This is a genomic window from Vibrio sp. 1-Bac 57 (assembly GCF_037546855.1).
Lineage (GTDB): Bacteria > Pseudomonadota > Gammaproteobacteria > Enterobacterales > Psychromonadaceae > Psychromonas.
Window position 1 is genome coordinate 1 of the sequence record NZ_JALAAC010000003.1, and the last position, 21,206, is coordinate 21,206.

Sequence of the window (21,206 nt, forward strand, 5' to 3'; positions counted from 1 at the left end):
AGTAACTTGCGCTACACCCCGTGTCTGTGGGGTCGCATTATAGGGATTGAGATCACATTGGCAAGTGTTTTATTGCGATTATTTGCAATTAATTTTTATACTGTTCTTGAGCACAAGTTACACACAAATATATGCAACTTATCCACAGAGTTATTAAATGTTTTTAACAACTTCAGTCAAATCATCGAAGATAGCTGATGCTAAACTTTCACCTTCTTCTGTTATTGCTTTACCAGTACGAACTAAATAGTTTGTTTTAATGCCTGCTGCTATGCCTGCTTGTAAGTCAGAGACTTTGTCGCCAATCAAAATTGATGTTTCTATATCTATATCAAGGTCCGCAATCGCATTCATTAACATGCCAGGTTTTGGTTTACGGCATTCACAATCAACTTTGAATTCACCTTTACCCTCTGTATTGTGGTGAGGGCAATAATAGATACCATCTAAATCAACACCACGATCCGCTAATGACCAATCCATCCATTCCGTTAATGTATGGAATTGATCTTCAGAGAACAAACCACGAGCAATACCTGATTGATTGGTTATCACAACTAACAGATATCCTTTTTTCTTGAATTCGATACACGCTTCAATAGCACCTTCTATAAACTCAAAGTCGTCTATCTCTGAAACGTAACCGCTATCTTTATTAATAACGCCATCTCTATCTAAAAATACTGCGGGTTTTAATTTACTCATTTTCACTTCTCTAGTTCTGGGATGTTTAATGATGTTATTATGCCATCCATTATTATCCCCTACTATTAATAAAGAGTGACGACAATGAATAGACTTATAACTCTAGCTTTTATTGGCCTACTATCAGGTTGTAGTAATTACCAATTTAATTCAAATGTTGATAAAGAAAACTTTGATACTTATTTCAAGCCTTCACAAGTCACGGTTTATGACAAAAAGGAACTACTAGATCTCGAATATACGGTATTGGGTGCTGTTGAAGGAAGTAGTTGCCAAGAGGCTACCATCGACCTACCCGCAAGTGAAAAAGAAGCTCGTACAAAAGCTAGAATCAATGCAGCAGACATGAATGCAAATGGAGTTGTTTTTCAATCTTGTATTAATTTCAAGCAAGATGAAACCTGTGTCAGTAATGTAATTTGTTACGGACGCGCTTTAAATGTTGAAGCGCCTACTAATGACTAGTTACCAACATCAAGTGATAGCAATAACTCATTCTCCCTATAAAGAGAAATTTGCAGTGCCTAGGCAACCAGGGCTAGTAGTAAGCGCCAAAGCAGAATTAGAGATGCTGCCACCCTATGATGATGTTAATGCCTTTAATGGGTTGGAAGCGTTTAGCCATTTATGGTTGGTTTTTGAATTTCATAAAAATGCACCAAGTTTTGATACTGATATTACATGGAGCCCTACAGTACGCCCACCACGCTTAGGCGGGAATAAACGTGTTGGTATATTTGCAACTCGCAGTCCTAATCGGCCCAATAATATTGGCTTATCATTAGTTGAGTATCATGGGGTGATACAACGAGATGGAAAAATATTTCTTTCATTAAGCAGTATCGACTTGGTCGATGGCACTCCGATTATAGATATAAAGCCATATATTCCCTATGCCGACTCGATACCTAATGCTAAAGCAGGTTTTGCACAAACATCACCGGAAAAGCTATTAGCGGTAGATTTTAGTCAAGATGCCGTATCACAGCTTCAATCACTGCCATCACATTACTCGGGCCTACAGCTATTTATTAAAGAGGTGTTACAACAGGATCCTCGCCCTGCTTATAAAAAGTCGAAAGCCGATAATAAGATTTATGGGATGCTTCTTTCTGATTTTAATATCAAATGGCAATGTACAGCCTCAACGATCACAGTGCTATCCGTTGACTATGTTTAATGATTAGCGTTTCGACAAAAAATAACCTAAAACTCCACCAGCCAATGCACCGAAAAAGTGACTTTCATAGGAAACATTAGGTGCACTTGGTAACACGCCAAACACTAAACCACCGTAGAGCACTAAAACTAAAATAGACACGATGATATCTCTAAAGTGCTTTTTCAAAACACCATAGGCGATTAAATATCCCCACATAGCATACACTACGCCACTCATTCCGATATGAATGCTCTCCCCCCGCGCAAATAACCAAACTAAACTGCCAGTCATTAATATCGATAAAATAAATACCGTCCAAAAGCGCTTTAAGCTATGTAAACCAATCAAGCTTGAAAAAATAACAAAAGGAAAAAAATTGCTTAATAAATGAGCCCAATCACCGTGCAGGAAAGGTGCAAATGCAATACCAGATAAATGACTTACTTCTCGAGGTACAATACCAAAACGGTTAACGATGAAAATGCCATTAATCAATAGTAAAACAACGCATATCAACATGATGATCAAACTGTGTTTTGCTGGCTTTAAGTAACGTTGCATAGGGGTTCCTCTCAGTTAGTCTCTAAAACTAACTAAATTCCAGCTAAAAAAACAATATTATTTAGATAAATCGATTAACAATGCTTTAGTCCACAGCAATCGACTGTTAAAATCAGCCAACTTTTATATTCGCAATACGATAGCTAACTATCAACAAGGATCACCATGCGTACTACCAATTATTTATTATCCACTCAAAAAGAAGCACCAAGTGATGCAGTAATTGCCAGCCACCAGCTGATGTTACGCGCAGGTATGATCCGCAAGATAGCATCGGGATTGTATACTTGGTTACCAACTGGTTTACGTGTTTTACGTAAAGTAGAAAACATTGTACGAGAAGAAATGGAACGTGCTGGTTCTGTAGAAATTTTAATGCCAGTTGTGCAGCCTGCTGATTTATGGCAAGAGTCAGGGCGTTGGGATAAATTTGGTGGAGAATTATTACGTATAAAAGATCGTCACAACCGTGATTTTGTTTTAGGACCAACACACGAAGAAGTGATCACTGAATTAGTACGTAAAGAAGTTAATAGCTACAAACAGTTACCATTAAACTTATTTCAAATTCAAACTAAATTCCGTGACGAAACTCGACCACGTTTTGGTGTGATGCGTACACGCGAATTCACCATGAAAGACGCTTACACTTTCCATTTGGATCAAGAGTGCTTAGAAAAAACCTATCAAACTATGTTTGATGCCTACTGCCGAATCTTTGATCGCTTAGGTTTAGAATACCGCGCAGTAATTGCAGATACAGGTAGTATCGGTGGTAGTGCTTCGCATGAATTCCATGTGTTAGCACAGAGTGGTGAAGATGCTATCGTATTTTCAAATAAAAGTGATTACGCAGCAAACATTGAAAAAGCAGAGGCTATTGCACCTGCATTTGATCGCCCAGCAGCCACCGCAGATATTAACGTTATCGACACACCTAATGCACATACAATTGAAGATGTTAGTCAGTTACTTAACATTGCTCCTTCACAAGTTATTAAAACATTATTAGTACAAGGCGAAGCAGAGGAAGGCAAAACTATTCCAGTAATTGCATTAGTGTTACGTGGTGACCACAACTTAAATGAAATCAAAGTTGAACATATTGAAGGCATTGCAAGTCCACTGTGTTTTGCCAATGCTCAACAAATTCTAGAAACAGCAAATTGTGAAGCGGGTTCAATTGGACCTAAAGGCTTGACTATCCGCACTATCGTTGACCGTGCAGCTGAAAAACTAGCAGACTTTGTTTGTGGTGCCAATGAAACTGGTAAGCATTTAACAGGTGTTAACTGGGATCGTGATATTACAGATTATGAAGTCGCAGATTTACGTGACGTGGTTGAAGGGGATCCAAGTCCATGTGGTCAAGGTACGCTATCGATAGCACGCGGTATTGAAGTGGGCCATATTTTCCAATTAGGCGATACTTATGCGCAGGCAATGAATGCAGCAGTATTAAATCAACAAGGCAAAAACCAAGTGATGACCATGGGTTGTTACGGTGTTGGTATTTCACGCATTGTGGCAGCAGCGATTGAGCAAAACAATGATGAAAATGGCATTGTCTGGAATGATGTACTTGCGCCTTTCTCCGTTGTGATTGTACCAATGAACATGAAAAAATCACATCGTGTTGCTGATTTAGCAGAACAATATTACGCAGAGTTACAAGCAGCCGGTATTGAAGTACTGTTAGATGATCGTAAAGAACGCCCTGGTATTATGTTTGCCGATGCAGAGCTGATTGGTATCCCACACACATTAGTCATTGGCGATCGTAGTATTGATAACGGTGTTATCGAATATAAAGATCGTGCTTCTGGCGAAAAACAAGAAGTTAAGATTGAAGAAGTGACTGCGTTTATTAAAGCAAAATTAGCAAAGTAAACCTTATTCAACTCTGATTAATAGACCACACTTCTGAAGTGTGGTTTTTTTATGCCTAAAATATGGGTTCATGATTGTGCTACATTACATTAAGATTAAAAATCATTGGACTAGAAATGGGTGTTATATGGTGTGCTTGATTCGTATTGTAAGGTTGTTGCCTATTCTATCCATATTGTTTCATCCAACAATGCAGGCCAGCCCTACTATGTTAGAAGATAAAATACAGTTAGAAGATAAGACACAGTTAGAAAATAAAGCAAAACTAGAAAGTAAAACTGAAAATTTTCTAGATAATAAATACCTCCTAAATACAGAAGCGCTGCTTGATGACCAATTCTCACCCACAATTAATCGATTTTGGGATGAGAATGCTAAAGTAAACACCTTTGAAAGTATCAATGGTGGCACTATCCATACCGTTCATATTAAAACTGGCCAAGCTAACGCAGTGGTGATCAGCCAAGGTAGAAATGAGTCCACACTCAAATATAAAGAACTCGCCTTTGAATTAAACCAACAGGGGTATGATGTTTTTTTAATTGACCATCGAGGCCAAGGTTTATCTAGTCGCCTTGGCGGAGATGCGCATCGTGGCCATGTGCAAGCATTCCAAGATTATGTGGTAGATTTAACGACTTTTGTTGAAACATTACAATTAGACACAAAATACCATTCACGTTTTTTATTATCTCACTCAATGGGTGGCACTATTAGTGCGCTGTATCTGCAACAGCAAACACACCCATTTCAAGCAAGTGCATTTTTTAGTCCTATGTTCTCTATCAACCTAGGTGCTCTGCCTACTTTTCTTGCCAAGTTGATCAGTTATATGAGTGATTTAATCTGCACTTGGTTTAGTGATTTAGCATGTTATGCCCCAGGTTCAGGTCCTTACTTTAGTAACCCTTTTGAAGGTAACAGTTTAACCAGCAGTGAAAAACGTTATCACTCGGCATTGAACACTTTTGAAATAAACACTAAAACTCAACTTGGAGGACCAAGCATGCGCTGGGTGAATGAAAGTTTATACGCCAGTGAAAAAGCGATTCAACAAGCTTCGCAAATCGATATCCCTATGATCATTGTTCAAGCTGGTGCTGACTCGATTGTGAAGGCAGAAGGACAACAGGTATTTTTTGCAAATAACCAGCGCTGCGAACACAACCAATTTATAGAAGTTGTTAATGCAAAGCATGAATTATTATTAGAACAAGATAAATACAGGATACCTGCTATCGCTGCAGTACTTGATTTTTTCAAACAATCTCAACAAGGTAAGCTGACATGTACAAAATAGCTATTTCAGATCTTGATGGCACATTACTCGGTCCAGATCATAAAGTATCAGCACAAACGAAAGAAAGTATTGATCGTTGGTTACAAGACGATAGAAAATTTGTTATTGCAACAGGTCGCCATTATATAGAAGCAAAGAAAATACAAGAGGAGTTAGGCGACCCTATTTATTTGATCACCTCAAATGGTGCACGAGTGCATAACAAAGCAGGTGATATTATTTTAAAACAAAATTTACCGACTGATATTGCAACCGCTATTTGCGAGCAAGACTTTGACCCAACGGTACAAATAAACTTATTCACTGACCATCAATGGTATGCTAATTTTTCTCTTCAAGAATTAGTAGGAATGACCATTGATAGCGCTTTTTATTGTCAGGCTGTTGATTTAAAAACAATAGATAAATCGAATACCATCAAAATATTCTTCTGGGGAGAAAGAGATAAATTGGATGTTATTTACAAACAGTTGAAGCAACAATTTGCAGGCAGAGTTAACCTGACTTTCTCACTAGATAAATGTTTAGAAGTCATGGAAGCAACTACTAATAAAGGTGCTGCGGTGGATGCTGTCTTAAAAACCATGAACTTAAATACTCAACAGTGTATTGCTTTTGGTGATGGAATGAATGATGTGGAGATGTTACGCAGTGCAGGCAAGGCAATCTTGATGGCCAATGCTCAAAAAGATTTATTGAAAGCATTGCCCGATGCTGAAGTAACGGTATCTTCTAAAGATCACGGTGTTGCAGTAAAACTTGATGCTCTATTAAATTGCTCTGAATAGCACTGAATAACGTTAACTTAAAATAGAAAAGTATGGAATAAGTCATTACAAGAACACTACACTGAGCTTTAACCTGGAAATATTTTTTATTTTAAGATTAAAGCTTCTGGCAATTAAAATCGAGATCCAATAAGAATTAAAAAGCCCACGTTTTAGGAGCCACTTGAACTGACTCCATAACTGGGCTTTCTACTATTCATCAATTAATTATTATTGCTCATCACGTTGAAAGACTAAATCGGTCTCAGTGGATGCTGCAGCTACAAAATAATACCCGCCGACAGTAAACTCTTTTAATTGTTTAATATCAGTAATTTCATTCTCCATAATATAGCGAGCCATTAATCCACGCGCTTTTTTAGCATAAAAACTGATTACTTTATATTGACCATTTTTTTGATCTTTAAAAATAGGCGTGATCACAGTAGCTTTTAATGCCTTTGTTTTTACCGCTTTAAAATATTCATTGGAAGCGAGGTTAACCAGATATGGTGAATCTTGTGCCGTTAAATTAACATTCAGCTGCTCAGTGATTAAATCACCCCAAAACTGATAAAGGTTAGTACCTCGTTCATTATCTAAACGTGTTCCCATTTCAAGTCGGTAAGCTAACATTAAATCTAATGGACGTAATAACCCATATAAGCCTGATAATATTTGCAAATTCTGTTGCGCATACTGTAACGCGTTATCACTTAATGTTTCCGCTTCTAAACCAGTATAAACATCACCTTTAAAAGCAAATAAACATTGCTTGGCGTTATTTTCTAACTTCAAAGGTTTTTTCCACTCTGCAAAGCGAGCAACATTTAATCCTGCAATTTTATCACTCACTTTCATTAATGAAGCTACATCTTGCATAGATAATTGTTGGCAACGATTTATTAATAACTGACTCTGCTCTAATAAATTTGCAGTGGTAAACTCTGATGTTGTAGCAGGAGTTTCAAAGTCTAACGTTTTGGCTGGAGATATTACAACTATCATGTTTTTTCCTAATCTATAAAAACAAAGCGATCAATAAGTTCGCTTTGTTTGGGGTATCATTTAATCAACAGATATCAGACGATATGGAGATCACTTAATGTCTCAGAATTAGTAGTTATTCCATTCTCTTTTGCTTTTAGCTTAATTCTCAAGCGCAAATCATTGGCTGAATCAGCATGAGCTAACGCTTCATTATAACCAATTTTTCCCTCTAAATATAAACGTAATAATGCCTGATCAAAGGTTTGCATTCCATAGGTACCCGAAACCTTCATAATATCTTTTAGTAAATGCAGGTCTCCATTACGAATTGCTTCTTCTAATGTAGGTGTATTAAGCATAATTTCAAAAGCTGCAATACTACCTTTTCCATCTGAAGTGGGAATTAGGTGCTGCGCAATCACCGCAGTTAAATTGATTGATAGATCAAACAAAAACTGACGTTGAGTTTCCTCTGGCACCATGCGCAGCATACGATCTAAAGCTTGATTTGCATTATTAGCATGTAAAGTCCCCATGCATAAATGCCCCGTTTCAGCAAACGTAATTGCATGGTGTAAGGTCTCATAAGTACGAATTTCACCTTGTACAATGACATCAGCGGCTTGGCGTAATGAATTACGTAATGCCTCTTCAAAAGAATCCGTATCAAGCCCAACTTCACGTTGTGTAACCACTGAACGGCCATGTTCATGCACAAATTCGATCGGGTCTTCAACGGTTAATATATGGCCTGATGCATGCTGATTACGATAACCAATCATAGCTGCTTGAGTTGTAGATTTACCGGAACCAGTAGCGCCCACAAATAAAATCAAGCCTCGCTTTTCCATGCAGGTTTTTTTTAATTGCTCAGGTAAAAATAACTCTTCGAAGGTTGGGATCTTACTTTTCAAATGCCGAATAACCATACTCGGCGTATCTTTTTGCATAAAAGCACTGACACGAAAACGACCAATATTCAGTAAGTTAAGCGCAAAGTTCGCTTCTTTTTTCTTTTTGAATTCAGTAATACGTTCTGTTTCGACCACTTCGGCCAGTAAATTATATATTCCGTCCTCAGTTAGACTCTGATCGTTTAACGATATTAGCTTACCATTGACCTTAATCGTAGGCGGCAACCCCACCGCAATATATAAATCAGAGGCTTTTTTCTTGACTAACTCACTTAATAACTCATCGAGCATTAGCATTTCCTAGAGAGATTTTGGATCCATCGCTTTGGTCGCGGCATCTTCATAAGAAACAGTGCCTTGACTAACTAAATTACGCAAGCTTTGATCCAGTGTTTGCATACCATGCACCATACCCGTTTGAATAACCGAATACATTTGCGCTACTTTATCTTCACGAATTAAGTTACGAATTGCAGGGATCCCCATCATTATTTCATGTGCGGCGACTCGTCCACCACCGTGTTTTTTGAGTAATGTTTGAGAAATTACAGCACGTAAAGACTCTGATAACATCGAACGAACCATGCTCTTTTCTGCGGCGGGGAATACATCTACAATACGGTCAACGGTTTTGGCTGCTGACGTGGTATGTAATGTGCCAAATACTAAGTGCCCCGTTTCTGCTGCCGTTAAAGCCAAACGAATGGTTTCTAAATCACGCATTTCCCCCACCAAGATAACATCGGGATCTTCACGTAATGCACTACGTAATGCACTTTCAAAACTTAGGGTATCTTTATGAACTTCGCGTTGATTGATCAATGCTTTTTTAGATTCATGCACAAACTCAATCGGGTCTTCAATGGTTAGAATGTGCTCATGGCGATGATCATTAATATAATCAATCATGGCCGCTAAGGTCGTTGACTTACCAGACCCTGTTGCCCCAGTCACTAGAACTAAACCACGTGACAAGTCAGAAATTTTCTTAAAAATAGGAGGCGCATTAATTTCTTCTAACGTTAACACTTTACTTGGGATCGTACGAAATACTGCACCAGCCCCACGATTTTGATTAAAAGCATTAACACGAAAACGAGCAAGGTCTGGAATTTCAAAGGAAAAGTCAGTTTCTAGCTGTTCTTCAAAGTCCTTACGTTGCTTATCATCCATGATGTCGTAGATTAAATTGTTTACTTCTTTATGCTCTAATGCAGGAACATTTATTTTGCGTACCTCTCCATCAACTCGAATCATTGGAGGAACACCTGCAGAAAGGTGTAGATCTGATGCTTTATGCTTTACACTAAAGGCTAATAATTCCGTTATATCCATAATTTAAAATCCTAATAATATGACTAATATATCTAACAATATCGAAGCAGTAGAACAAAAAATAGCTCAAGCTAGCATAAAAGCAATGCGCGAAGGCGAAGTTCAGTTACTTGCTGTCAGCAAAACCAAGCCAGTTTCGTTGATCAAACAAGCTTTTGCACAGGGATTATCTCACTTTGGAGAAAATTATGTGCAAGAAAGCATAGAAAAAATTCAACAAATTAAACAAGATAGCGAATTTGACAGGCCTATTTTTTGGTATTTTATTGGCCCGCTACAATCGAATAAAACTCGCCCAGTTGCGGAAAATTTTGACTGGGTACAAAGTGTTGATCGCTTGAAAATAGCAGAGCGCTTGAATCAACAACGCCCTGTTGATATGCCAAGACTTAATATTTGTTTGCAAGTTAATATCAGTGGTGAGGAAAGTAAATCCGGCACCACGCTATCACAGGTCATTGAATTAGCAGAACAAGTTCAGGGTCTACCGCGTTTAAAACTGCGTGGCATTATGGCTATTCCACAAAATAGCGATGACCCGAAAATAATAGAACAACAATTCACTGCGCTACATGATATTTATCAAACATTACAACAACGATATCCAGACATTGATACATTATCGATGGGCATGAGTGGTGACTTGGAAAGTGCGATTGCCTGTGGTAGTACTATGGTGAGAATTGGCACCGATATATTTGGCGCAAGATAAATTAACAGTAAGGAAAAGATAATGCAGCATAAAAAAATCACCTTCATTGGTGCAGGTAATATGGCGGGTAGTATTATTAACGGCTTAGTAAAAGGCGGTTACCCAGCAGAATTAATCTGTGCATCGGCACCCAGCTTAACCAACACCCAAAAATTGGTAACTGAACTTTCAATTACAAGCAGCCAAGATAATAAACAATCAGCGCAATGGGCAGATGTGATCGTATTAGGTGTTAAACCGCAAATGATGGCAGATGTTTGCCAAGCGCTTGTTGATGACGGTGTTGATCTCACTAATAAATTAATCATCTCCATTGCAGCCGGTGTTTCAGTATCACGTTTTCAATCTATTTTAGGTAAAGAAACGGCTGTGATCCGTACTATGCCTAATACGCCATCTCTTTTGCAAAAAGGCATGACAGGGTTATTTGCTTCAAAACAAGCAACTGAACAAGATAAACACTTCGCAGGTGAATTGATGAGTGCTGTCGGTGAAATTGTATGGGTTGAAAAAGAATCACAAATTAATGCAGTAATTGCAGCAGCCGGTTCAGCCCCTGCTTATTTTTTCCTATTTATGGAATCGATGCAGAAAAAAGCCATCGAAATGGGGTTTAGTGAAGCCGATGCGCGTCTGTTAGTGCAACAATCTGCGATTGGTAGTGCTGAGATGGTAAAACAAAATCAACACTTGGATTTAACAACTTTACGAAACAACGTAATATCTAAAGGTGGTACAACGGCTGAAGCAGTACGTACTTTTAATGAACAGGGTTTGCCTGAGATTGTTGCCAAAGCAATGCAAGCAGCATCCGACCGTGGTGAAGAAATGGAAAAACTATTTTAATAGTCCTATAACGAGGTAGTAAGTAAATGAATGCAGTTAATTTTTTAATCGATACTCTATTTGACCTGTATCTTATGGTGGTTTTATTGCGTGTCTGGTTACAACTCGCACGCGCAGATTTTTATAATCCATTTAGCCAATTTATTGTGAAAGCAACACAACCGGTTGTTGCCCCTCTGCGTCGCTTTATTCCAGGATTGGGTGGCTTAGACGTTGCGACGATTATCTTTGCATTTGTAGTTGCCGTGGCCAAAATATTTGTATTGAGCCTAGTGTTAAACTTTGATATCACCGTTATAGCAATGTTGATTTCAGCTCTGGCAATTGTTATCACCACCACATTCAAACTGCTTTTTTGGATATTAGTGATACGCGCTATTTTAAGCTGGGTAAGTAAAGGGCAAAATCCAATTGAAGCAGTAATGATTCAATTAACTGAGCCACTTTTAAGCCCAGTGCGTCGCGTTATTCCTGCAATGGGCGGCTTAGACTTATCAATGCTTGTGGTATTGTTAGGTTTACAATTTTTAGAAAAATTATTCAACGATCTATTAGCTCAAATATTGGGTTAATTTATAAATGAAAAAGTGGTGTAGTAATAAATGAGCCAAATACCAAGTTATTACTCATATCAAGGCGAGGACTTAGTGCTTCGCCTTTATTTACAACCTAAAGCAAGCCGCGATCAATTTGTTGGACAACATGGTGAAGAGTTAAAAATAGCCATTACTGCACCGCCCGTTGATGGCAAAGCGAATGCTCACTTAGTGAAGTTTTTAAGTAAACAATTTAAAGTAGCAAAAAGTGCAATTAATGTAGAAAAAGGCTTACAAAGTCGACATAAATTAGTGCGTATTAAACAGCCTAAAAACCTACCTTCTATTTTTTCACAATAAGGGATTATATGTTTAACTCAATAGTATTATCTAAAAAAATGATAACCAAAGGCTCAGTGTTTAAAGGGTTCGTATTTAATACGTTATTACTCACTACATTATTATTTACAAGCTTGCAGGCAACAGCAGACCAGTTTAAACAATTTGCTAACCTAGAAGTGCACTACATTGCCCTACCAAGTACTTTTATTGAGCCAAGTATTGCCACTCAATACAATATCAAACGTAGTAAGAATAATGGGTTATTAAATATTTCTGTTCTTGATAGTAAACAGAATAAACAAGCCGTTGAAGCGACGTTAAAAGGTACGGGAAAAAACTTAATCGGTCAAACTCATCAGCTTGAGTTTAGGCAGATAAAAGAAGGTAAAGCGATTTATTATCTAGCCGAATACCCTTTTACTAATGAAGAAATTGTTAATTTTGAAATCAATGTCAAAACAGAAAAGAAATCGAACACACTTAAGTTTCAACATAAATTCTATGTTGATTAAGGACAGAACATGAAACAAAAATGGGTACTTGCCACCGGCAATCAAGGCAAAGTAAAAGAGATGAGCGAATTATTAAATAGCTTTTCTATTGAGGTATTACCACAAAGCAAGTTTAATGTGCCGGATGTACCAGAAACAGGTACAACCTTTGTTGAAAATGCCATTATCAAAGCAAGACATGCAGCAAAATTAACAGGTTTACCCGCGATTGCCGATGACTCAGGTTTAGAAGTTGATTTTCTAAATGGCCAACCGGGCATTTATTCCGCTCGTTATGCTGGTGAATTAGCTACAGATCAAGATAACATTGATAAACTATTAAATAAGCTGGAAGGCATTAACGCTGAACAGCGTAAAGCGCGCTTTCAGTGTGTTTTAGTTTATCTACGCCATGAGTTAGATCCTACGCCGATTATTTGCCAAGGTACTTGGGAAGGTAGCATTACAGAAGCCGTGGACGGTGAAAATGGATTTGGTTATGATCCAGTGTTCTGGGTTGAAAGCGAGCAATCAACTTCTGCACAATTAAGCAAACAACGTAAAAGTGAATTAAGCCATCGCGGTAAAGCGCTAACGCAATTAGTCGCGTTATTACAAAAGCAATTATCTGCTTAATCGCTATTTTAATTTACAGGTCCATTAATATGGGCAATAAAACGATAGCTTTATTATTAGCGTTTAAACTCACTTTTAAAGCGACTGATTCAGTCGCTTTTTTTAGCTTGGAAAAATGAATGTTACAACTTCCCCCGCTCAGCCTATATGTGCATATTCCTTGGTGTATTGAAAAATGCCCTTACTGCGACTTTAACTCTCACAAGTTAAAAGGAGAGATCCCAGAACAAGAATATTTAACTGCGCTTATTGACGATCTCAAACAAGATTTAAGCTTTGTACAAGGACGTCACTTATTCAGTATTTTTATTGGAGGCGGTACACCGAGTTTAATTTCAGCACCGGGTATTCAATGGTTATTAGAAAATATTCAGCACCTTATTCCCTTTAGTGAAAACATAGAGATCACCCTAGAAGCTAATCCAGGAGCCATTGAGAACCAAAAAATTGCTGATTTCAAAACAGCGGGTATTAATCGTTTTTCCTTTGGAGTGCAAAGCTTCCAACAAGATAAGCTCACCAAACTCGGTCGAATTCATGGTGTAGAGGAAGCAAAAACCGCAGCTAAACAGGCACATAATGTAGGAATGAAAACATTCAACCTAGATTTAATGCATGGCCTACCAAACCAAACGTTAGAAGATGCCATGAGTGACTTAGCAACGGCGATTGCCTTAAAACCAACTCATCTATCTTGGTATCAGCTGACTATTGAACCTAATACACAATACTTTTCTCACCCTCCTACTTTACCCGATGATGAAACACTATGGGAGATTCAAGAAGCAGGTGTGAAATTATTAGCGAAACACGGTTACAACCAATATGAAATATCGGGCTACAGCCAAGACAATTGGCAATGTCAGCATAATTTAAATTATTGGCGTTTTGGTGATTATTTGGGCATTGGTTGTGGTGCACACGGTAAAATATCATTACCCCTCGAAAATAAAGTACTTCGCACCACGAAGATCAAGCACCCTAAAGGATACTTAGACCCGCAACGTGCTTATATGGATGATTACAATACAGTCCCTAAAGATGAGCTGGTTTTTGAATACATGATGAATCGATTACGTTTAATGGAAAACATTCCATTGGCTGAATTTGAAGATTATACCGGTTTAGCACGTAGTGTATTAGATAAGCAGTTACAGCAAGCTGCTGAGAAAAGCTTAATGCGAGTATCAGCAGACACCTGTCAAGTAACACCATTAGGACATAGATATTTGAACGAGTTATTGACGATGTTTATGGACTAATCTGTTTTATTAACTAGGTTCGCTAAACTGAGCTCAATAAAAATAGCCCTAATATTAAATTTAAAATATTGAAAGTTGAATGTAGGGCTATTTTATTACTTCTTGTATTGCATCACTTCATTACTTTTAAGCTTTACCTTCGATTTATAAAGTATTTTTTATAAAGTGATTTTTATAAAGTAATTGGTTTAAGCAAAGCGTAATCGATCATGTGCTTGCATAAAATCAACATCAGGACCAACAGGAATAATTCGCGTCGGGTTAATGGTTTCATGTGAACCGTAATAATGTGCTTTGATATAATCAATATCCACTGTTTTAGCTATGCCTGGATGCTGGTATAAATCACGAACATAATGAGACAGTGATGGGTAATCAGCAATGCGCTTTTTATTACATTTAAAGTGTCCCACATAGGCAGCATCAAAACGTATTAAAGTAGTAAACAAGCGCCAGTCTGCTTCGGTTAATTGCTTACCAAGTAAATAACGTTGTGTACTCAAACGCAGTTCTAATTTATCTAGAGCCTCGAACACACCGTTTACCGCTTCTTCATAGGCCGTTTGCGTTGTAGCAAAACCTGCGCGATACACTCCATTATTAATATCACTATAAATCCAATCATTTATTTCGTTAATTTCATTGTGTACAGATGCTGGATAATAATCTCCTTCACTGGCACCAATACCATCAAAGGCACTATTAAACATTCGAATAATATCTGCCGATTCATTGCTCACAATTGTCTTTTGTTGTTTGTCCCATAAAATCGGCACAGTCACTCGCCCAGAATAATTCACATCTGCCAAGGTATATAATTCATGAACCAGTGAAACATGATTAACAGTATCTTCAATTACACCTGGTCCCGGCTTAAAGGTCCACCCCTCTTCAGCCATTAGAGAGTTCACTGCGGAGATATCAATCATGGATTGCAGACCTTTTAGCTCTCTAAAGATCAAGGTGCGATGCGCCCATGGACACGCTAACGAAACATATAAATGATAACGCCCTGCTTCTGCTTTAAAGCCCGCTTTACCGGTTGGCCCAGCTTGACCATCGGCGGTGATCCAGTTTCTAAATTGTGCTTCACTTCTAACAAATTTACCATTGCTTGATTTGGTATCGTACCACTGGTTATGCCACTGTCCATCGACTAATAATCCCATAACATATTCCTCTATTTTTTGACTAAGCTTAGTTTGGCTAAGTTAAGCTTTACTGAGTTTAGTTTGGTTAAGCTTAGTTTAGTTTGATTGGCTAGATTGGCTTAGTTAGGCAAACTTACCCTGATTAAAATCATCAAAAGCCTGTAATAACTGCTCTCTTGTATTCATAACAAAAGGTCCATGACGTGCAACAGGCTCATTAAAAGGCTTACCGGCGATTAATAAAAATCGGCTACTTTGCTGCCCACCTACTATAGAAACTTGCTCGCCGTCAGTTAAAACAGCTAACTTTGTCGCTGCAATAGCATCAAAATGATCCGCACTTTGTACGCTGACCTCACCTTCAATAACATAAATGAATGCATTATGATTTAACGTAATCGATTGTGTTAATACTTGCCCTTCAGGTAAATGAACATCTAAATACAAAGGTTCACTATAAACATTAGTAACGGCGCCAGTGGTTCCTTGATTAGTCGTTCCTGCTATCACATTAATTTTTGTTCCGTTATTTGATTGCTCATGTGCCATGGCGTTTGGCAAAAACTCTTGATACTGTGGTTTATTCATTTTGGCATGGCTAGGCAGATTCACCCACAACTGGAATCCTTTTAATAAACCATATTCTTGCTCTGGCATTTCAGAATGTAAAATACCTCTAGCTGCGGTCATCCATTGCACACCACCGGGTTCAATAACGCCTTCATTACCAGCGCTATCCTTATGGCGCATTTTACCATTTAGCAGGTATGTCACCGTTTCAAAGCCTCGATGAGGATGAGTAGGAAAGCCTCCAATATAGTCTTCAGCCTGATCACTTTCAAAACAGTCTAATAATAAAAAGGGATCTAACATATCTAGCTGTGAAGAGCCAATAAGACGCGTTAACTTAACACCGTCACCATCGGATGTTTTCACACCAGAAACAATTTTTTTAATGCTCCGCTCACTACGATTATCTGACTTATTAAGTGCGTCATGCCTATTAGATTCGGTTATCGCATTCATCGTTTCCTCCTCCTGTTGCTGTTAATGAATAAAGGTTGTTAATGGATAAAGCTTATTAATGATCAAATATTATCAATAAACAAATCATAACTGTTGAAGTATTAACAATAAACAGCAATAATTTGAATTTATAATTGCCATATGGAGAACAATGAATGGGACAGATGGAAAACATGGCACTGTTTGTTCGTATCGTAGAAGCGGGAGGCATTGGTAAAGCAGCAGCGCAATTAGATATTGCAAAATCTGCCGTGAGTCGACGCTTAGTCGAACTTGAGCAGCAACTCGATACGCAATTGTTATCACGTACCACTCGCCAATCTCACCTTACCGATGCAGGGCGAATTTATTATCAAAAAGCGTTAACTATTCTTAATGATATAGCCGAATTAAATGCCCAAACAAGTGGTATCAGCACCAATATTGAAGGCACATTACGCTTAACCGCCCCTTTGTCTTTTGGTTTAACGCACCTTGCGCCTATTCTTGATGAATTTAGTCAATTGCACGATAACCTTTGTATCGATATCGACTTCTCTGATCGCCATGTTGACTTAGTGGAAGAAGGCTACGAGCTTGCTATTCGTATTTCAGACTTAAAAGATTCAACGTTAAAAGCAAAACGGCTAACGACGATCCGCCATTGTTTATGTGCAAGCCCTGAATATTTAAAACAATATGGGCAACCTAAAAATCTCGCACAATTAAGTCAACATCGTTTATTACAATATACCCAAAATGGTCACAATAAATTGCACATCCAAGACCCGCAGCATAAACAACATCAACTTGATATCAGTGCAAAAATTAAAGCGAATAACGGTGATTTTTTAAAAATGTCCGCCATTAATGGGCAGGGAATTGTAGCATTACCACTCTTTATTGTTCATCAAGCCATCGCTAGCGGGGAATTAGTCGCGATATTAACGGATCATCAATTGCCCAATTTACATGCCTATGCGGTTTATCCACAAACACGTTTTTTATCTCACCGTTGCCGTTTATTAATTGATTTCATCAGTGATAAATTTGCACAGAAACCTCTTTGGCATGACCTTGAATAAAACATTGAAAGCAGTGAAAATGATCACTAATAAGATCCGCTATTACCCGTAATCATTCTAAGATGTAAAAACAATAAACCTAGCAGTGAGCAGGTTTAATATTAAAGCTATAACGGGTTAAATATCAGTTTAATTCAGTCATTTCACTGACATCAAATGATTCGATAGATCCTTCAACCACGGCGCGGTATTCTGACATATGCGTATTTTCCCTATGTTTTTGCCACGCTTCTCGAGATTGCCAACATTCATAAAAAAGAAAGTGCTCAGGGTTATTATTATTCTGGTGTAAACGATATTCTACACAGCCAGCTTCAACGAGTGTTGGGTCAATTAGTTTAATCATTTCACTTTTTACAAAGTCACGCTGCCCTTGTTTAACAATAATACTCGCAACGATAGTCAAATTTGTCATTTACAATCCTTTCAATAATTGAGTTTATTAGTCGATTATCTTTGGTAAAGCATAACCACCACGATGTTCAATCCTCCCCTTCATTTAATGCTATCAATACAAAAAAGGGATTATTCATCTTAAAACATTTTAAAATCAAATTCGTTAACTACTTATCATTAAATAATTTATTGAGATGAATAAGAAGGTTTTATTAATCATTCTGTTGTGGTCAAATACGGGCAATATTCTATTGTAGTGATACAGTAATTTTATCACTTACAAATATTCTACCCATTTATACAAGGAGAGTGCTATCAATCACCAACAGCTTAAAAAAGCCGAAATGAAAGCAGGTTGCAAAGCTGCCATTCCATTGATCATAGGCGCAATTCCTTTTGGTGTTTTATTTGGCACATTAGCGCCAACCAGTGGCCTTTCTGTTTGGGCAACCATGGCAATGTCACTGATTGTATTTGCAGGGTCCGCTCAATTTATTGTATTGGCATTAATTGCAGTGCAAGCACCGCTAGAGATTATTTTATTAACCACCTTTGTGGTCAATTTACGCCATCTATTATACGCCACAGCATTAGTGCCTCGTGTAAGCCATTTACCATTTGCATTACGCACACTATTAGCCTTTGGTTTAACCGATGAAACCTTTGCTAATATGAGCCAACGTTACCAACCTGGCTCCCCATTAGGTGACGACCATCAATTTGCGCACTTCTTTTATCTGGGCTCTATGTTTAGCTTTTATATTACTTGGAGTTCAGCTACGGCAATCGGTTTAGTACTGGGTAATATCATTCCAGATATGACAAGTTGGGGATTAGAGTTTGCGATGTCTGTCACTTTCATTGGCATGGTGATCCCTTATTTAAATACTAAGGCAATGTTTAGTGCAATGTTCTGTGCAGCTATTGCTTCACTATACTTTGCTTATTTACCTAATAAATTAGGATTAATTATCAGTGCATTAATCGGGGTTGCCGCAGGTTTATCTGTTGTTCATTTTCAGAAAATGTCGATTAATCAAGGAGAGCAAGTATGAATGAGTTTTGGTTAATATTGGGAATGTTTGTGATCACTTTTGGCATTCGCTTTGTGATGTTTGCTTTTGCAGGAAAAATTACTTTCCCTGTCTGGATGCAACAATCATTAAAATTTGTTCCTCCTGCTGTCTTAACAGCAATCATAGTGCCCGCAGTGGTGATGCCTTTTGGAGAAATGGACTTCAGCTTCAGTAATGTTTATTTATTAGCCGCTATTATTAGTGTCATTATTAGCTTAGTGACAAAGAGCCTATTAAAAACCATCTTCTTTGGCATGCTAGTATTTTTGTTATTAAAGATTTTGATGGTTTAAAAATTGCTGTAACAAAAAAACCGATGCTTTGTGGGCATCGGTTTTTATTTATCGCGAGTTAGTCGCTGTTAACCAGTAACTTATTAAATCATTAAACTAGTTACTCAGGTGCTTCTGTTTCAACTTCTTTTGATTCTGGTTTCAAGTCAGGTTTTGCTAATAATATTTCACGTAACTTAGCATCTAACTCTTTAGCAGCAGCTGGATTTTCATCTAAGAATTTACATGCATTAGTTTTACCTTGGCCAATTTTATTACCATTATATGAATACCAAGATCCTGATTTTTCGACTAGTTCTTGCTTAACGCCTAGATCAATCAACTCACCGTAATTATTAATACCTTGTCCATATAAAATTTGGAACTCAGCTTGTTTAAACGGAGGTGATACTTTGTTTTTAACTACTTTAACGCGCGTTTCATTACCCGTTATCTCATCGCCATTTTTAACCGCGCCAATACGACGGATATCTAAACGAACTGAAGCATAGAATTTTAAAGCGTTACCACCGGTAGTTGTTTCTGGGTTACCAAACATTACACCAATTTTCATACGAATTTGGTTAATAAAGATAACCATAGTATTGGTTTGCTTGATATTACCCGTTAATTTACGTAATGCTTGAGACATTAAACGTGCTTGAAGACCCATGTGTGAATCACCCATGTCTCCTTCTATTTCAGCTTTTGGAGTTAAGGCTGCAACAGAATCGACAATCACAACACCCACTGCACCTGAGCGAACTAACATGTCGCATATTTCTAATGCTTGCTCACCCGTATCCGGCTGTGAGATAAGAAGGTCGTCTACATTAACGCCTAATTTTCTTGCATAGCTTGGGTCAAGTGCATGCTCTGCATCGATAAATGCACAAGTTTTACCTTGTTTTTGTGCTTCAGCAATAACTTGTAATGTTAGCGTCGTTTTACCAGAGCTTTCTGGTCCGTAAATTTCAACAACACGTCCGTAAGGTAAGCCGCCTATGCCTAGCGCAACATCTAAACCTAATGAGCCAGTTGAAACAGATTCAATTTCCATTGCTGCTGCACCGTCTCCCAGACGCATGATTGAACCTTTACCAAATTGTTTCTCAATTTGGCCTAATGCCGCCGCTAATGCTTTATCTTTATTCGCGTCCTGACTCATATTCTCTCCAGTGATGTTCTATAATTTACTGTATATTTATGCAGTATACTGCTCATTTATACAGTATCAAGTGTTTTTATTAAAAATTTGTTTCTATATTATCGATTAACCCTAATAAAGCTAAACGAATGGCTTGAGTTCTGACCTCTGAACGATCACCCACAAATAAATAGGTTTCCGTTTTGTGACCACTGTGTGCGTTATACCAAGCAATGCATACAGTACCAACAGGTTTTTCATCGCTTCCACCATCAGGCCCAGCAATACCACTTATCGCAACGGCAATATCAGCATCAGAATTTTTCACGGCACCAATCGCCATCGCATTAACGACTTCTTTTGAAACGGCGCCAAACTCATCAATCAGACCGGCATCTACGCCCAGCATTTGTGTTTTAGCACCATTACTGTAAGTCACAAAACTACGATCAAACCACAGCGAACTTCCAGAAATTTCTGTAATAGCGTATGCTACGCCACCACCGGTACAGGATTCTGCAGTGGTCGCAATTAAACCTGCATTAGTGAGTTTTTCTCCTAATACTTGCGCCAATTCTTTAACGGTTTTTTCAGTAAACATAATTTTCCGCCTTTTTTAGAAATA

The 21,206-nt window shown here is 38.0% G+C and carries 25 protein-coding genes; 15 read left to right on the forward strand and 10 right to left on the reverse strand.

The window, feature by feature from the left end:
* Positions 1-153: 153 nt before the first annotated feature.
* Positions 154-705 (reverse strand): D-glycero-beta-D-manno-heptose 1,7-bisphosphate 7-phosphatase, encoded by a 552-nt coding sequence (gene gmhB / locus MT391_RS02500; protein WP_499496820.1) that lies wholly within the window; start codon positions 703-705, stop codon positions 154-156.
* A gap of 84 nt (positions 706-789) precedes the next feature.
* Here gmhB and rcsF point away from each other — a divergent pair, with 84 nt between their 5' ends.
* Both rcsF and tsaA read left to right on the forward strand, forming a co-directional pair.
* A complete protein-coding gene (rcsF, locus tag MT391_RS02505; protein ID WP_166367969.1) occupies positions 790-1,170 on the forward strand; it encodes an Rcs stress response system protein RcsF in 381 nt (126 codons plus the stop codon).
* Positions 1,163-1,885, forward strand: a complete 723-nt coding sequence (gene tsaA / locus MT391_RS02510) for a tRNA (N6-threonylcarbamoyladenosine(37)-N6)-methyltransferase TrmO (protein ID WP_166367971.1) — start codon at positions 1,163-1,165, stop codon at positions 1,883-1,885. The genes rcsF and tsaA overlap by 8 nt, the downstream gene beginning before the upstream one ends.
* Positions 1,886-1,888: 3 nt before the next feature.
* Here tsaA and MT391_RS02515 read toward each other — a convergent pair whose 3' ends face one another.
* A complete protein-coding gene (locus MT391_RS02515) occupies positions 1,889-2,428 on the reverse strand; it encodes a rhomboid family intramembrane serine protease (protein ID WP_499496821.1) in 540 nt (179 codons plus the stop codon).
* A gap of 165 nt (positions 2,429-2,593) precedes the next feature.
* Here MT391_RS02515 and MT391_RS02520 point away from each other — a divergent pair, with 165 nt between their 5' ends.
* The 3 genes from MT391_RS02520 to MT391_RS02530 all read left to right on the forward strand — a co-directional run bounded on the left by MT391_RS02520 (position 2,594) and on the right by MT391_RS02530 (position 6,406).
* On the forward strand, positions 2,594-4,318 hold the full coding sequence (locus tag MT391_RS02520; protein WP_499496822.1) for a proline--tRNA ligase: 1,725 nt from the start codon (positions 2,594-2,596) through the stop codon (positions 4,316-4,318).
* 127 nt (positions 4,319-4,445) lie between these two features.
* Positions 4,446-5,618 carry an alpha/beta fold hydrolase gene (locus tag MT391_RS02525; RefSeq protein ID WP_499496823.1) on the forward strand — a complete coding sequence of 391 codons (1,173 nt, stop codon included), beginning with the start codon at positions 4,446-4,448 and terminating at the stop codon, positions 5,616-5,618.
* Positions 5,606-6,406 carry a Cof-type HAD-IIB family hydrolase gene (locus MT391_RS02530; protein WP_499496824.1) on the forward strand — a complete coding sequence of 267 codons (801 nt, stop codon included), beginning with the start codon at positions 5,606-5,608 and terminating at the stop codon, positions 6,404-6,406. Before MT391_RS02525 ends, MT391_RS02530 begins: the two co-directional genes overlap by 13 nt.
* Positions 6,407-6,616: 210 nt before the next feature.
* On the opposite strand, the gene yaaA is transcribed toward MT391_RS02530, so the two are convergent.
* From yaaA to MT391_RS02545, 3 genes are all read right to left on the reverse strand, one after another.
* Entirely contained in the window at positions 6,617-7,393 is a 777-nt protein-coding gene (gene yaaA, locus MT391_RS02535; protein WP_499496825.1) for a peroxide stress protein YaaA, read from the reverse strand.
* A gap of 74 nt (positions 7,394-7,467) precedes the next feature.
* Complete coding sequence (locus MT391_RS02540; RefSeq protein WP_499496826.1) at positions 7,468-8,586, reverse strand: PilT/PilU family type 4a pilus ATPase; 1,119 nt, start codon at positions 8,584-8,586, stop codon at positions 7,468-7,470.
* 3 nt (positions 8,587-8,589) lie between these two features.
* Positions 8,590-9,624 carry a type IV pilus twitching motility protein PilT gene (locus MT391_RS02545; protein WP_166367985.1) on the reverse strand — a complete coding sequence of 345 codons (1,035 nt, stop codon included), beginning with the start codon at positions 9,622-9,624 and terminating at the stop codon, positions 8,590-8,592.
* Between the two features lie 19 nt (positions 9,625-9,643).
* Between MT391_RS02545 and MT391_RS02550 the strand changes: the two genes are divergently transcribed.
* From MT391_RS02550 to hemW, 7 genes are all read left to right on the forward strand, one after another.
* Complete coding sequence (locus MT391_RS02550) at positions 9,644-10,336, forward strand: YggS family pyridoxal phosphate-dependent enzyme (RefSeq protein ID WP_499496827.1); 693 nt, start codon at positions 9,644-9,646, stop codon at positions 10,334-10,336.
* Positions 10,337-10,357: 21 nt separating this feature from the next.
* A complete protein-coding gene (proC, locus tag MT391_RS02555) occupies positions 10,358-11,182 on the forward strand; it encodes a pyrroline-5-carboxylate reductase (RefSeq protein WP_499496828.1) in 825 nt (274 codons plus the stop codon).
* Positions 11,183-11,208: 26 nt separating this feature from the next.
* On the forward strand, positions 11,209-11,754 hold the full coding sequence (locus tag MT391_RS02560) for a YggT family protein (RefSeq protein ID WP_499496829.1): 546 nt from the start codon (positions 11,209-11,211) through the stop codon (positions 11,752-11,754).
* A gap of 30 nt (positions 11,755-11,784) precedes the next feature.
* The gene (gene yggU / locus MT391_RS02565) at positions 11,785-12,078 is read left to right on the forward strand and encodes a DUF167 family protein YggU (protein ID WP_166367993.1); all 294 of its coding nucleotides are present in this window, start codon (positions 11,785-11,787) and stop codon (positions 12,076-12,078) included.
* 38 nt (positions 12,079-12,116) lie between these two features.
* Complete coding sequence (locus MT391_RS02570; RefSeq protein ID WP_499496944.1) at positions 12,117-12,572, forward strand: DUF4426 domain-containing protein; 456 nt, start codon at positions 12,117-12,119, stop codon at positions 12,570-12,572.
* 9 nt (positions 12,573-12,581) lie between these two features.
* Positions 12,582-13,187 carry an XTP/dITP diphosphatase gene (locus MT391_RS02575; RefSeq protein ID WP_499438889.1) on the forward strand — a complete coding sequence of 202 codons (606 nt, stop codon included), beginning with the start codon at positions 12,582-12,584 and terminating at the stop codon, positions 13,185-13,187.
* Positions 13,188-13,306: 119 nt separating this feature from the next.
* Positions 13,307-14,449: a radical SAM family heme chaperone HemW gene (gene hemW / locus MT391_RS02580; protein WP_499496830.1), complete on the forward strand. Its 1,143-nt coding sequence runs from the start codon at positions 13,307-13,309 to the stop codon at positions 14,447-14,449.
* A gap of 188 nt (positions 14,450-14,637) precedes the next feature.
* On the opposite strand, the gene MT391_RS02585 is transcribed toward hemW, so the two are convergent.
* Together MT391_RS02585 and MT391_RS02590 are read right to left on the reverse strand one after the other, a co-directional pair.
* Entirely contained in the window at positions 14,638-15,618 is a 981-nt protein-coding gene (locus MT391_RS02585; protein WP_166367999.1) for a glutathione S-transferase family protein, read from the reverse strand.
* 105 nt (positions 15,619-15,723) lie between these two features.
* The gene (locus MT391_RS02590) at positions 15,724-16,626 is read right to left on the reverse strand and encodes a pirin family protein (RefSeq protein WP_166368001.1); all 903 of its coding nucleotides are present in this window, start codon (positions 16,624-16,626) and stop codon (positions 15,724-15,726) included.
* A gap of 155 nt (positions 16,627-16,781) precedes the next feature.
* Here MT391_RS02590 and MT391_RS02595 point away from each other — a divergent pair, with 155 nt between their 5' ends.
* Positions 16,782-17,690 carry a LysR family transcriptional regulator gene (locus tag MT391_RS02595; protein WP_499496831.1) on the forward strand — a complete coding sequence of 303 codons (909 nt, stop codon included), beginning with the start codon at positions 16,782-16,784 and terminating at the stop codon, positions 17,688-17,690.
* A 124-nt stretch (positions 17,691-17,814) separates the two neighbouring features.
* Here MT391_RS02595 and MT391_RS02600 read toward each other — a convergent pair whose 3' ends face one another.
* On the reverse strand, positions 17,815-18,105 hold the full coding sequence (locus MT391_RS02600) for a putative quinol monooxygenase (protein ID WP_499496832.1): 291 nt from the start codon (positions 18,103-18,105) through the stop codon (positions 17,815-17,817).
* Positions 18,106-18,430: 325 nt separating this feature from the next.
* Here MT391_RS02600 and MT391_RS02605 point away from each other — a divergent pair, with 325 nt between their 5' ends.
* Both MT391_RS02605 and MT391_RS02610 read left to right on the forward strand, forming a co-directional pair.
* On the forward strand, positions 18,431-19,141 hold the full coding sequence (locus tag MT391_RS02605; protein WP_499496833.1) for an AzlC family ABC transporter permease: 711 nt from the start codon (positions 18,431-18,433) through the stop codon (positions 19,139-19,141).
* A complete protein-coding gene (locus MT391_RS02610) occupies positions 19,138-19,455 on the forward strand; it encodes an AzlD domain-containing protein (RefSeq protein WP_499438898.1) in 318 nt (105 codons plus the stop codon). Before MT391_RS02605 ends, MT391_RS02610 begins: the two co-directional genes overlap by 4 nt.
* A 100-nt stretch (positions 19,456-19,555) precedes the next feature.
* On the opposite strand, the gene recA is transcribed toward MT391_RS02610, so the two are convergent.
* Together recA and MT391_RS02620 are read right to left on the reverse strand one after the other, a co-directional pair.
* The gene (gene recA / locus MT391_RS02615; protein ID WP_166368011.1) at positions 19,556-20,602 is read right to left on the reverse strand and encodes a recombinase RecA; all 1,047 of its coding nucleotides are present in this window, start codon (positions 20,600-20,602) and stop codon (positions 19,556-19,558) included.
* Positions 20,603-20,681: 79 nt separating this feature from the next.
* A complete protein-coding gene (locus tag MT391_RS02620; RefSeq protein WP_166368021.1) occupies positions 20,682-21,182 on the reverse strand; it encodes a CinA family protein in 501 nt (166 codons plus the stop codon).
* Positions 21,183-21,206 lie beyond the last annotated feature (24 nt).